We start from the raw sequence: 11,642 nt of genomic DNA on the forward strand, positions 1-11,642 counted from the left end.
ACGTGCCTCGGTGGCGGAATGGTAGACGCAGCGGATTCAAAATCCGCCGTTGGTAACAACGTGAGAGTTCGAGTCTCTCCCGGGGCACCAGAAACATGAAAAAGGCCTTCTTCAAGAAGGCCTTTTTCGTTTCTGCAATGGCGATACCTTTTGCCTGGCGAGCGCCGCAAACACCTTACCGCGACGGCTCCTTGCGCTTATCCGGCAGCGGCTCCGGAGGCGGCGCGATCTGCTCGATGCTCGAGCCGGGATCTTCGCTGCCGGGGTCGATCAGATAGGGCTCCTCGACTTCAGGCTCGGGCTTTTCGCACATGCTCGCCTCCAGAATTTGCGCAACGGTAAGCCTGTTGGATAACCGCTACTGCCATCCGTTCAGCCAGCACTGAACTGGATCAGCGCCGCCGCGCTACACCAGCGTCAGGGTGACGTCGATATTGCCGCGGGTGGCATTGGAGTAGGGGCAGACCTGGTGTGCGCGCTCGACCAGCTCACGAGCCACTTCGGCTTCCATACCCGGCAAACTGATACGCAGTTCCACCTCGATGCCGAAACCATTGGCCACCGGGCCGATGCCAACAATTCCCTCGATGCTGGTATCGGCCGGCAGCGCACGTTTGTCGCGGGCGGCCACCACCTTCATCGCACCGATAAAGCAGGCCGAGTAGCCGGCGGCAAACAGCTGCTCGGGATTGGTTCCCTCACCGCCTGCTCCGCCGAGAGCCTTGGGTGTTGCTAGCGCCAGATCCAGCGCGCCATCGACCGAACTGGCACGCCCATCGCGGCCACCTGTAGCGCGCGCCTGCGCGCGGTAGAGCACATTCTGAACGGACATCCTGGATCTCCTTCAACGGGATCATGACGGGCGAGGCACAACGCCCCGCACCTGACTGCAGGCAAAGAATAACGATCAATTAAATTGCATGCAATTTATTTATTCGTTCAGGTCGCCACTACCAGCGTGAGGCCGGCCGAAAGCCGTCTCACCCCCGAAGACAAGCGACCGGGCGCTTCACATCCACTGGAAAACCCGCCGAAAAGAGCTGCGCCACACAATGAACCAGCCGAGTTCAGCGAGTGGCGAGGGACAGAGTAAGCGCCGCGGCAATCACGCCGACAGCCCGCACAAGCACGCGTCCGAGGCGCATCAGGCACGCGGCAGCAGGAAGAGACGCAAACGCGAGAAGCGACGTGCGCTGCAGACCGGACCCACCGCACCCGGCCTGCCGTTGCCGCGCGACCCGTTGCAGGTCGCGCGAACAGTCAACCGATCAGCCGCACTTGCTCTCGCCGCACGAGAGGCAGGTCAGGCAGCCGTCCATCTGGATCATCGCCTTGGTGTGGCACTTGCCGCACAGCTGGGCGCCTTCGGGATAGCTGCTGGCACTGTCGTCGCAGTCCGGCTCGACCGCCTTCTGCGGCTGGGTGGCCTGCACGAACTCGGCGCGCTTCTGTTCAAGGTAGGCCTGCTGGTGCTCATCGACCTCATCCTTGATCAGGCCGATCTTCTTCATGTGCAGGTCGAGCACATCACCGATCTCGGCTACCAGCGAGGGCATCCAGCGGCCACCGCGCTTCATGTAGCCGCCCTTGGGATCGAACACGCTGCGCAGCTCCTCGACCAGGAAGGTGCAGTCACCACCCTTGCGGAACACCGCCGAGATGATCAGCGTAAGCGCCGAGATCCACTGGTAATGCTCCATGTTCTTCGAGTTGATGAAGATCTCGAAGGGCCGGCGCGTCTCATGGTCACTGCCATGATTGAGCACCACGTCATTGATGGTGACGTAGAGCGCGTGCTCCGAATGCGGCGTCTTGATCTTGTAGGTCGAGCCTTCCAGATGCTCGGGACGCTTGAGCTTCTCGTGCATCTCCTCAAGCTGTGCGGCGCTCTGCAGCTCCTTGGGCGGCTGCGGCTGGGCGTCGGGCTTGGCGACCTCGTAGTCGACGATCTTGCTGATGATCTTGATGGCCATGCTGGTATTTCCTGATATCGGTTGATGCAGGCGGCCGACTGCTGGCCGCCATGGCGTCAGAACTTGCCGTAGTAGCCTTCCTTGAGGGCGTCGTACAGGTTGGCGGCGGTGTGGATCTCGCCGTCGTACTCGATCTCGTCGCCACCCTTGGCCTCGACCACGGAGCCGTCGTCTAGCTTGAAGCGATAGGTGGTGTTGGCCAGGTCCTGCTCCTTCACCAGCACGCCCTGGAAGGCCTCCGGATTGAAGCGGAAGGTCGTGCAGCCCTTGAGGCCCTTGCGCCAGGCGTAGCGGTAGATGTCCTTGAAATCCTCGTAGGGATAGTCGGTCGGCACGTTGGCAGTCTTGGAGATCGAGGAGTCGATCCACTTCTGCGCGGCGGCCTGGACATCCACGTGCTCGGTCGGCTTCACGTCGTCGGCGGCGATGAAATAGTCCGGCAGGTTGCGGTCATGCGCCTCCATGCTCGGCAACGCGTCGGCATTGACGAAGTGGCGATAGGCGAGCAGCTCGAAGCTGAACACGTCGACCTTTTCCTTGGACTTCTTGCCCTCGCGGATCACGTTGCGGAAGTAGTGATGGGCGAAGCTCGGCTCGATGCCGTTGGAGGCGTTGTTGGCCAGCGACAGCGAGATGGTGCCGGTCGGCGCGATCGAGCTGTGGTGGGTGAAGCGACCACCCTTCTCGGCCAGCGCATCGATCAGCGCCTGATCTTCGCCGGCGACCTGCTGCATGTAGCGACTGTAACGCGCCCAGAGCACCTTGCCCTTGATGCTGTCGCCGACCTTGTAGCCATCGCCTTTCATTTCCGGGCGCTTGGCGAGCATGGCTTCGGTGACGGTGAAGTCCTCCTCCATGATCGGTGCGACGCCCTTCTCCTCGGCCAGCTGCAGCGCACTGCGCCAGCCCTGCAGAGCCATCTCCTTGGACACCTGCTCGGTGAACTCGAGCGAGGCGGCATCGCCGTAGCGCATGCGCAGCATGGTCATGGCCGAACCCAGGCCCAGGTAGCCCATGCCGTGGCGACGCTTGCGGAAGATCTCGCCGCGCTGCTCTTCCAGCGGCAGGCCGTTGATCTCGACCACGTTGTCCAGCATGCGGGTGAAGATGTCGACCACCTTGCGGTACTCGTCCCAGTCGAAGCGCGCGTTCTCGGTAAAGGGATCGCGCACGAACAGGGTCAGGTTGATCGAGCCGAGCAGGCAGGCGCCGTGTGGCGGCAGCGGTTGCTCGCCACAGGGGTTGGTCGCGCGGATCTCCTCGCAGAACCAGTTGTTGTTCATCTCGTTGACACGGTCGATGAGGATGAAGCCCGGCTCGGCGAAGTCGTAGGTGCTGGTCATGATCATGTCCCAGATCCGCCGCGCCTTGACCGTGCGGAAGATTCGACAGGCGACCATGCCGTCTTCGCGACTGATGTACTTGGCGCGGCTCGACCACTCGCGCCAGATCACCTGGGCCGGGTCGTTGACGTCGACCTTGTCGGCTTCGGCTTCAGCGGGGGTCAGGGGGAATACCAGCGGCCAGTCGCCGTCGGCTTCGACCGCCTCCATGAAACCTTCGGTAATCAGCAGCGACAGGTTGAACTGACGCAGACGCCCGCCCTCGCGCTTGGCGCGAATGAAGTCCATCACATCCGGATGGCCGACATCGAAGGTCGCCATCTGCGCGCCACGACGGCCACCGGCCGAGGACACGGTGAAGCACATCTTGTCGTAGATATCCATGAACGACAGCGGGCCGGAGGTGTAGGCTCCGGCGCCGGAAACATAGGCACCCTTGGGTCGCAGGGTGGAGAACTCGTAGCCGATACCGCAACCGGCCTTTAGCGTCAGACCTGCCTCGTGCAGCTTGGCGAGGATATCGTCCATCGAATCGCCGATGGTCGCCGACACGGTGCAATTGATGGTCGAGGTTGCCGGCTTGTGCTCCAGGGCACCGGCATTGGAGGTGATGCGACCGGCCGGGATGGCGCCGTGGCGCAGGGCCCAGAGGAATTTCTCGTACCAGTGCTCGCGAACCTTCTTCTCTTCGACCTCGGCCAGGGCGCGGGCAACGCGCTGGTAGGTGGCGTCGACGGTCTTGTCGATGGCTTCGCCATCCTTGGTCTTCAGGCGGTACTTCTTGTCCCAGATGTCCTCGGACGCAGACTGCATTGGAATCTCGAAAACACCCTCTCGCAGGCGCTGCACCTTGGCTGTCTGACTCATCTGATCCTCCTGAAGGCGTGAAAAGTCGCGGGATCCGGGGATTTCCGGGCCAGTTTGGCGCCGCACCACCTGACCCAACGAAACACTAGATATAGTGCGAATCGACGCATGCTATGCCTGCATATGGTGAGATTCAAGCCTTTACAGTGAGGCAATTTGCTGCATGCAACACAGAACAGAAGCAATCCGCCAGCAGCCGGAAAACCCATCAGCGAAAAAGATTCGGCTGGCATTCCTTCGCCGCGCTCTGTAGCATCGGCCCCCGTTTTCAGGTAGGCGCTCGAGACAGCGGAAAAGGCCGATCTCGAAATCCCCTACCCAGGAGGGGTTGCCGAACGCCAGCGCGCGCATCGGCAACCTCGCTTCCCAAGACCATCTAGGGATGGTCGGCTGCGGCGAAAAGTCATCAGGCACAACGTTTCAGGAACATGCTCCCAGGCGCCGCAGTGCGCGCTTTTCCGGCATGCGAACGAGGCGCGATTTGTTGTGCCCGAAGGGGTTGTTTTTTCTTTTGGACCTGGCGTAGAGTTTCCCAACTGTTTGCATGGGTCGCTTTGAATCGTGACCTGATGCGGTAGATCGCACGATTTGCTACATCCCGCTCGACTTCTCTTACTCTCTGCAACAGTCCAGCCCTCTATCCGTCAATAGAGGCTGTCATCCACTCAAGTTTCAAGGAAATAAGACATGTCGAATCGTCAAACCGGTACCGTCAAGTGGTTCAACGACGAGAAGGGCTTTGGTTTCATCACCCCCGAAAGCGGTCCGGATCTGTTCGTGCACTTCCGCGCTATCGAAGGCAGCGGCTTCAAGAGCCTGAAAGAAGGCCAGAAGGTCACCTTCGAAGCCGTGCAAGGCCAGAAAGGCATGCAGGCTGACAAGGTCCAGATCCTGGGCTGATCGTCTGCTAGACAAGAAGCCCCTGATGGCGACATCAGGGGCTTTTTTATTGCCCGCACCTTTTTGTCTAAAACGAGCCGCAAGATGCCCAAGCCCCTTCTGCGCCCCCAGGGCGATTTCCCCCGCGCCGGACTGATACGGCGATTCGCCGCCATGTTCTACGACTTCCTGCTCTGCACCGCCCTGCTGATGGTGGTCACGCTGATCTACAAGATGGTGCAGATGGCCATATTCGGCGAAGAGCGCCTGCGTCAACTCTCCGACAGCGGCGCACTGGACGGCGACCCGCTATTGTCTTCGGTCCTGCTGCTGAGCCTGTTCGGCTTCTTCGCCTATTTCTGGACGCGCAACGGCCAGACCCTGGGCATGCAGGTGTGGGGGCTGCGCGTACAGAACGCCGACGGCAGTGCGATCAGCCTGTGGCAGGCATTGCTGCGCTTCATGGTCGCCATCGCGTCCTGGTTGTGCCTGGGCCTGGGCTATTTCTGGGTTCTGAGGAAGGGACGCAGCAGTTGGCACGATCTCTATTCGGAGAGCCAGATCGTCCAGCTACCGAAGAACATCCACAAGAAATGAGCAGAACGGGGGAGCGCACTCCCCCGGATCGGGATCAGCCGGCGCGGCGCAGCAGAACCAGCCCGATCACCAGACACAGAAGCCCCGGCACCGCCACCGCCAGCAGCGGCGAGAAGCCGTACACCAGGCTGGAAGGCCCGAGCAGATCCTGACCGATGCGGAAGACGAAGCCGACCAGCACGCCGGTGAAGATCCGCTGCCCCAGAGTCACCGAACGCAGCGGCCCGAAGATGAAGGAGATCGCCAGCAGCACCAGCGCCGCGGTCACCAGCGGCTGCATCAGCTTGCTCCAGAACGCCAGCCAGAAACGGCCATTGTCCAGGCCCTGCTCCGCCAGATAACCGATGTAGCGCCACAACCCGGTGATCGACAGCGCTTCAGGCTCGAGCACCACGGTGCCGAGCAGCTCGGGAGTCAGCTCGACCAGCCAGGGCATCCGCTCGAGTTGCTCGACCTCGGTGGAACGCTCACGAAAATGCGTGGTGGACACGTCTTCCAGCTGCCACTGGTGATCCTCGTACAGCCCGCGACGGGCGAAGCTGGCCGCCAGCAGATGACGCTCCTCGTCGAAGACGTAGCGCGTCACGCCGAGCAGCACACCACCCGGCTGCACACTGTTGATATGCACGAACTCATTGCCCTGACGATGCCAGAGACCACGCTTGGAGCTCTGCGCCTCGCCGCCGCCCTGGGCCATCGAGCGACTGGACTGCGCCAGGCTCTCGCTCCACGGCGCAACGTATTCGCCGATCAGCAGGCCGACCAGCATCAGCGCCAGCATCGGCTTCATCACCGCCCAGACGATCCGCCGCAACGAAACACCCGCAGCCCGCATCACCGTCAGCTCGCTGCTGCTGGCCAGGCTCCCCAGGCCGATCAGGCAGCCGATCAACGCGGCCATCGGCAGCATTTCATAGATCCGTCGCGGCGTGGTCAGCAGGACGTAGCCCACAGCCTCGGCCAGGCTGTATTCACCTTCGACATCACCCAGCTCGTCGATGAAGGCGAACAGCAGCGCCAGGCCGACGACGATGCCAAGTACGGCCAGAATGGCCAGCACCACACTGCTGGCGATGTAGCGATCAAGCCTGCGCATGACGCACCTCCCGCATCGCGCGACGACGATCAAACGCAAGCGTCACCGACTCCCAATAGAGCATGCCGACCCCGATCAGCAGGAATATCCCGTGCACCCACCAGAGCCCCACGGCCTGGGGAATCCGCCCCTTGTCGAGAGCACCGCGCGCAGCAATCAACACACCCAGGTAGGCCATGTAGAGAAGAATCGCCGGCAACAGCTTGAGGAATCGTCCCTGACGCGGATTGACCCGCGACAAGGGCACCGCCAGCAGCGTCACGACGAAGACCAGCAGCGGAATCGACAGCCGCCACTGCAACTCGGTCTGCAAACGCGGGTCGTCACTGCCGAACAGCTCACGGGTCGGAATCGCCTCGCGCTCGCTGAGTTCGGAACTGATCTCCGGGCGCGGCAGCAGCACGCCGTAGGTGTCATAGCGGATGGCGCGGTAGTCGGCATCACCCGGCGTGCCGTCGTAGCGATAGCCGTTCTGCAGGATCAGGTAACGACTGCCATCGGGCTGGATTTCCTGCCGACCGCTCTCCGCCACCAGCACGGTGATGCCGCGCTCCTCGCCTGCCGTGGACAAGCGCTTTTCGGAAATGAAGATGTTCGACAGCTCGCCACGATCAGCCGACAGGCCCTGGGTATAGGTCACCCGGGTACCGTTCTTCATGGTCTGGAAACGCCCCGGCATCAGGGTATCGAACTCGGTCAAGGCATCCTGCTCGTTGAAGATGCGGTCCACCTCGGCAACGCCCTTGGGCGCCAGGCCAAGACTCAACCAGGCCACCAGCAGCGCCACCAGCGTGGCCGGGAACAGCGTGTAGAGGGTCAGGCGCTTCTGGCTCATGCCGGTGGCCGAGAGCACCGTCATCTCGCTGTCCAGATAGAGCCGGCCATAGGCCAGCAGGATGCCGAGAAACAGTCCCAGCGGCAGGATCAGCTGCAGGAAGCCGGGCATCCGGTAGCCCATGATCAGGAACAGCACACCGGGGTCGAGCAGCCCCTGCGCGGCCTGGGCCAGGTACTTGATGAAACGACCGCTCATGATGATCACCAACAGCACGGCGCTCACCGCACTCAGGGTCACCAGCAGCTCGCGGGACAGGTAACGGAAGACGATCAAACCGGACGCTCCAGGGTTGTCAGGCTCAAGCAGCTGCGCTCACACTAGCTGCTCTTGAGGCCCATCGGCATGGATGGGCCAGCGAAAAAATAGCCGGCATTATCCTGCAATACCGGCTCTTTGTCTTGGGGACAGCTCGTGATGGAATTCCTGGTCAAAAGTGCAAATCCGCAAAGCCTGAAAACCGCGACCCTGGTCCTGACGGTCGGCGAAGGGCGCAAGCTGGGCAACAACGCCAAGGCCATCGACGAATCCTGCGGCGGTGCCCTGAGCCAGATCCTCAAGCGCGGCGACATCACCGGCAAGCCGGGACAGACGCTGCTACTGCACAACCTGGCGAACCTCAAGGCCGAGCGCGTACTGCTGCTGGGCAGCGGCAAGGGCGAACTGTCCGACCGCCAGTTGCGCAAGATGGCCACTTCGCTGCTTGGCGCACTGAAAGGCCTCGGCGGCAGCGATGCGCTGATCGCCATGGACGATCTCAAGGTCAAGGGCCGTACCGCCTATGGGCGTACTCGCCTGCTGGTCGAGACGCTGGCCGCCGGCGACTACCGCTTCGACCGCTTCAAGAGCGAGAAAAGCGAGAGCCGCGCGCTGAAGAAAATCACCCTGCTCACCAGCAAGGCCGACCTGCCGGCCAGCGAGCGCGCCTGCCACGAGGCCGTGGCCATCGCCGCGGGCATGGCGCTTACCCGTGACCTGGGCAACCTGCCGCCGAACCTCTGCCACCCCAGCTACCTGGCCGACGAAGCGCGCGCGCTGGCCAAGGCACACAAGAACCTCAAGGTCGACGTGCTCGACGAGAAGAAGCTGCGCGAGCTGGGCATGGGTTCCTTCCTCGCCGTCGCCCAGGGCAGCGAGCAGCCGCCACGACTGATCGTGCTCAACTACCAGGGCGCGGAGAAGACGCAGAAACCGCATGTACTGGTCGGCAAGGGCATCACCTTCGACACCGGCGGCATCAGCCTCAAGCCGGGGCTGAACATGGACGAGATGAAATACGACATGTGCGGCGCCGCCAGCGTGTTCGGCGTATTCCAGGCAGTGCTGCAGCTGCAGCTGCCGATCAATCTGGTCGGCCTGCTGGCCTGTGCCGAGAACATGCCCAGCGGCCGCGCCACCCGCCCCGGCGACATCGTCACCAGCATGAGCGGGCAGACCATCGAGATCCTCAACACCGACGCCGAAGGCCGTCTGGTGCTCTGCGACACCCTGACCTACGCCGAGCGCTTCAAGCCCCAGAGCGTGATCGACATCGCCACCCTCACCGGCGCCTGCATCGTCGCCCTGGGCAGCAACGTCTCCGGCCTGATGGGCAACAACGAGACGCTGATAAAGCAGTTGCTCAAGGCCGGCGAAACGGCCGATGACCGCGCCTGGCAGCTGCCGCTGTTCGATGAATACCAGGAGCAGCTCGACAGCCCCTTCGCCGACATCGCCAACATCGGCGGACCCAAGGCCGGCACCATCACCGCCGGCTGCTTCCTCTCGCGCTTCGCCAAGCAGTACCACTGGGCGCACCTGGACATTGCCGGCACCGCCTGGATCAGCGGCGGCAAGGACAAGGGCGGCACCGGCCGGCCGGTGCCGATGCTGACGCAATACCTGCTCGATCGCTGCAAGGCCTGAGCGTAACGGCCGCCACCCGGCGGCCCTCCCCCACCCGGCGAGACACCCGCATGCCCCAGGTCGACTTCTACATCCTGCCCAGCAGCGAGCCGCGCGACCGCCTGGAGTACGCCTGCAAGCTGACCGCCAAGGCCTGGCGTGAAGGCATGCAGGTCTATCTGCGCTGCATCGACGCGGCACAATGCACCGAACTGGACCAACGGCTGTGGCGCTTTCGCGGCGAGAGCTTCGTTCCCCACGATCTCGTCGAGGAGGCGCCCGACAGCCCGGTCGTGCTGGGCATTGGTGAACCACCGCAGAACCGCGAGGGTCTTCTGATCAACCTCGCCGCCGGTGTACCGGCGCGGGTCGAGGGTTTCGCCCGCGTCGCCGAACTGGTGATAGAGCAAGCCAGCATCCGCCAGACGGGACGCGACAATTTCCGTTTCTATCGCGAGCGCGGCTATTCTTTGCGCGACCACCGCCTGACTCGCTGCTGAAGTGCCCGATGGACAGTCCCAAACCACCGAACAAAGCCGCCAACCTGCTCAACGATCTGGAATCGATCCGCGCCCTGCTCGACGGCAACGCCGACGAGCCGCCGCTGCTGACCGAATCGCTCGATCCGAACAGCATTCCGCTGCTCTCCGAAGTCGTCGAGCACCGTCTGGCGCAACGCCCGCAGGTTCCGCCGCAGCAGCCCCTTCGAGCGCCGCTGCCTGCCAGCGCAATGCCCCCGGCAACTGCGCCGGCCAGCACGCCCGACCCCGCCAGAATCAGCCGCGAACTACGGGCCGCGGCGCAATTGATCCTCCAGGAGGTCATCGACGACTTCGTTCCACAGATCGAAGCCGAACTGCAGAAGCGCCTGGAAGCGCGCCTGCAACGCTTGCTGCAACCCAAACGCAAACCCTGAACTACCATCGGGAAAGGACGCCAGATGCAACTGACCGGCCGCTGCCTCTGTGAAGCGATCAGCTACCAGATCGAAGGCCCGCTCGGGCCAATCTTCAATTGCCACTGCTCCAAGTGCCGGCGCTGGCACGGCAGTGCCTTTCGCACCCGCGCCTCGATCAGAAGCTCGCAGTTCCGCTGGCTGAGCGGCGAGCATCTGCTGTCGCGATTCAAATCCTCGGACAACGTGACCAAGACCTTCTGCTCGGTCTGCGGCTCGAACCTGGCAAGCTTCTACGAAAACGACCCTGACCTGGTCGGCATCGCCCTCGGCGGCCTCGAACAGGACCCCGGCCAGCGTCCGCTGGCGCACATCTTCGCCGCCAGCAAGGCGCCCTGGCACGAGATCAGCGATGACCTGCCGCAGTTCGCCGAATGGCCAGGCGGCGAAGCGCAGGTTCGCGCCACCCGGCAGGATGACAACCCATGAGCAACGCCTCCACGGCCCACGAGCTGGCCATCGAGCTGCGCCGCGAACACCTGGATGCCTTTCTGCGCCACAACAGCCAGCGCGTCATGCGCAGGCCCAGGCTGCGGCGAGCCATACAGGTATTCAGTTTCTGCTACTGGCTGCTGCTGGCAGTGGCGATCCTGTATGGCTGGGACGCCTGGCGACAGGGTGCCGAGCTGATCTTTCCTTCGCTGCGTCATGCCGTGCTTGCCCTGGCCGTCTGGCTGGTACTGGGCCTGGTGTGGCCGCGTATCTACGTGAACCTCTACCTGCGCGAGCATCTGGATCACGCGACGGCAACGCTCGGCAGCGGCCTGCTGCGTTTCGATGCGACAGGCGTGACAGCGACCGGCGATCACAGCCAGGCACGCTTCGACTGGTGCTGCATCGAAACCGTCGAACGCGACCAGCTGAACGTCTATCTCTACCTGGACAGCCTCAAGGCCCTGATCCTGCCGCGCGATCAGCTCAATGACGCCTGCGAGGCCTTCATCCTCGCGCAACTGCCGGCGCCACGCGGGAAACGCTGACCTGAGCAACGGCACCATCCACCCCACGAACCGACCCACTTACACCAAAAGGCACCGAATATCCCCCGGCTGCAAACCCAGGGTGGATGCCGAAGCCATCCACCATTACCTGCCCGCGGTGGATGAAGAAAGCGTCATCCACCCTACGAACCACCCGCGTTGGCGGACGAACCTCGAGCCAGAAGGGAAGCCACGGACGTCCAGATGGCCACTTTCCCGACCACCCCGCGCCC

General features: G+C 63.0%; 13 protein-coding genes and 1 tRNA gene. 8 read left to right on the forward strand and 6 right to left on the reverse strand.

Going from position 1 to position 11,642, the window contains the following annotated elements:
• The first annotated feature begins 4 nt into the window (after positions 1-4).
• A tRNA-Leu gene (locus DBO85_RS05485) sits at positions 5-90 on the forward strand.
• 85 nt (positions 91-175) lie between these two features.
• Here DBO85_RS05485 and DBO85_RS19190 read toward each other — a convergent pair.
• The 4 genes from DBO85_RS19190 to DBO85_RS05500 all read right to left on the reverse strand — a co-directional run bounded on the left by DBO85_RS19190 (position 176) and on the right by DBO85_RS05500 (position 4,183).
• Complete coding sequence (locus DBO85_RS19190; protein WP_158268875.1) at positions 176-313, reverse strand: hypothetical protein; 138 nt, start codon at positions 311-313, stop codon at positions 176-178.
• Between the two features lie 93 nt (positions 314-406).
• Complete coding sequence (locus tag DBO85_RS05490; RefSeq protein ID WP_108106056.1) at positions 407-832, reverse strand: organic hydroperoxide resistance protein; 426 nt, start codon at positions 830-832, stop codon at positions 407-409.
• A gap of 436 nt (positions 833-1,268) precedes the next feature.
• Positions 1,269-1,973, reverse strand: a complete 705-nt coding sequence (locus tag DBO85_RS05495) for a TSCPD domain-containing protein (RefSeq protein ID WP_108106058.1) — start codon at positions 1,971-1,973, stop codon at positions 1,269-1,271.
• 56 nt (positions 1,974-2,029) lie between these two features.
• Complete coding sequence (locus DBO85_RS05500) at positions 2,030-4,183, reverse strand: adenosylcobalamin-dependent ribonucleoside-diphosphate reductase (protein WP_108106060.1); 2,154 nt, start codon at positions 4,181-4,183, stop codon at positions 2,030-2,032.
• 687 nt (positions 4,184-4,870) lie between these two features.
• On the opposite strand from DBO85_RS05500, the gene DBO85_RS05505 reads away from it, so the two are divergent.
• Together DBO85_RS05505 and DBO85_RS05510 are read left to right on the forward strand one after the other, a co-directional pair.
• On the forward strand, positions 4,871-5,083 hold the full coding sequence (locus tag DBO85_RS05505) for a cold-shock protein (protein ID WP_108106062.1): 213 nt from the start codon (positions 4,871-4,873) through the stop codon (positions 5,081-5,083).
• Between the two features lie 84 nt (positions 5,084-5,167).
• Entirely contained in the window at positions 5,168-5,659 is a 492-nt protein-coding gene (locus DBO85_RS05510) for an RDD family protein (protein ID WP_108106064.1), read from the forward strand.
• A 34-nt stretch (positions 5,660-5,693) separates the two neighbouring features.
• Here DBO85_RS05510 and lptG read toward each other — a convergent pair whose 3' ends face one another.
• Both lptG and lptF read right to left on the reverse strand, forming a co-directional pair.
• Positions 5,694-6,755, reverse strand: coding sequence for an LPS export ABC transporter permease LptG (gene lptG / locus DBO85_RS05515; RefSeq protein WP_108106066.1), 1,062 nt, complete (start codon positions 6,753-6,755; stop codon positions 5,694-5,696).
• A complete protein-coding gene (gene lptF / locus DBO85_RS05520) occupies positions 6,742-7,866 on the reverse strand; it encodes an LPS export ABC transporter permease LptF (protein ID WP_108106068.1) in 1,125 nt (374 codons plus the stop codon). Before lptF ends, lptG begins: the two co-directional genes overlap by 14 nt.
• Positions 7,867-8,007: 141 nt before the next feature.
• Between lptF and DBO85_RS05525 the strand changes: the two genes are divergently transcribed.
• The 5 genes from DBO85_RS05525 to DBO85_RS05545 are packed head-to-tail and all read left to right on the forward strand — an operon-like array spanning position 8,008 to position 11,409.
• Positions 8,008-9,495 (forward strand): leucyl aminopeptidase, encoded by a 1,488-nt coding sequence (locus DBO85_RS05525; RefSeq protein ID WP_108106070.1) that lies wholly within the window; start codon positions 8,008-8,010, stop codon positions 9,493-9,495.
• A gap of 50 nt (positions 9,496-9,545) precedes the next feature.
• Positions 9,546-9,974 carry a DNA polymerase III subunit chi gene (locus DBO85_RS05530; protein ID WP_108106072.1) on the forward strand — a complete coding sequence of 143 codons (429 nt, stop codon included), beginning with the start codon at positions 9,546-9,548 and terminating at the stop codon, positions 9,972-9,974.
• Between the two features lie 8 nt (positions 9,975-9,982).
• A complete protein-coding gene (locus tag DBO85_RS05535; protein WP_108106074.1) occupies positions 9,983-10,390 on the forward strand; it encodes a DNA polymerase III subunit chi in 408 nt (135 codons plus the stop codon).
• A 24-nt stretch (positions 10,391-10,414) separates the two neighbouring features.
• Entirely contained in the window at positions 10,415-10,858 is a 444-nt protein-coding gene (locus DBO85_RS05540; RefSeq protein ID WP_108106076.1) for a GFA family protein, read from the forward strand.
• Positions 10,855-11,409, forward strand: coding sequence for a YcxB family protein (locus DBO85_RS05545; RefSeq protein ID WP_108106078.1), 555 nt, complete (start codon positions 10,855-10,857; stop codon positions 11,407-11,409). Before DBO85_RS05540 ends, DBO85_RS05545 begins: the two co-directional genes overlap by 4 nt.
• The last annotated feature ends 233 nt before the right edge of the window (positions 11,410-11,642 follow it).

Origin of the sequence: Pseudomonas mangrovi (assembly GCF_003052585.1) — a bacterium.
In the GTDB taxonomy this organism is placed as follows: Bacteria; Pseudomonadota; Gammaproteobacteria; order Pseudomonadales; family Pseudomonadaceae; genus Aquipseudomonas; species Aquipseudomonas mangrovi.

Coding starts and splice junctions, on each gene's coding strand:
- DBO85_RS05505 (WP_108106062.1), top strand. CDS start 4,871: ATGTCGAATCGTCAAACCGGTACCGTCAAGTGGTTCAACGACGAGAAG.
- DBO85_RS19190 (WP_158268875.1), bottom strand. CDS start 313: ATGTGCGAAAAGCCCGAGCCTGAAGTCGAGGAGCCCTATCTGATCGAC.
- DBO85_RS05530 (WP_108106072.1), top strand. CDS start 9,546: ATGCCCCAGGTCGACTTCTACATCCTGCCCAGCAGCGAGCCGCGCGAC.
- DBO85_RS05525 (WP_108106070.1), top strand. CDS start 8,008: ATGGAATTCCTGGTCAAAAGTGCAAATCCGCAAAGCCTGAAAACCGCG.
- DBO85_RS05545 (WP_108106078.1), top strand. CDS start 10,855: ATGAGCAACGCCTCCACGGCCCACGAGCTGGCCATCGAGCTGCGCCGC.
- DBO85_RS05540 (WP_108106076.1), top strand. CDS start 10,415: ATGCAACTGACCGGCCGCTGCCTCTGTGAAGCGATCAGCTACCAGATC.
- DBO85_RS05495 (WP_108106058.1), bottom strand. CDS start 1,973: ATGGCCATCAAGATCATCAGCAAGATCGTCGACTACGAGGTCGCCAAG.
- DBO85_RS05490 (WP_108106056.1), bottom strand. CDS start 832: ATGTCCGTTCAGAATGTGCTCTACCGCGCGCAGGCGCGCGCTACAGGT.
- DBO85_RS05535 (WP_108106074.1), top strand. CDS start 9,983: ATGGACAGTCCCAAACCACCGAACAAAGCCGCCAACCTGCTCAACGAT.
- lptG (WP_108106066.1), bottom strand. CDS start 6,755: ATGCGCAGGCTTGATCGCTACATCGCCAGCAGTGTGGTGCTGGCCATT.
- DBO85_RS05510 (WP_108106064.1), top strand. CDS start 5,168: ATGCCCAAGCCCCTTCTGCGCCCCCAGGGCGATTTCCCCCGCGCCGGA.
- DBO85_RS05500 (WP_108106060.1), bottom strand. CDS start 4,183: ATGAGTCAGACAGCCAAGGTGCAGCGCCTGCGAGAGGGTGTTTTCGAG.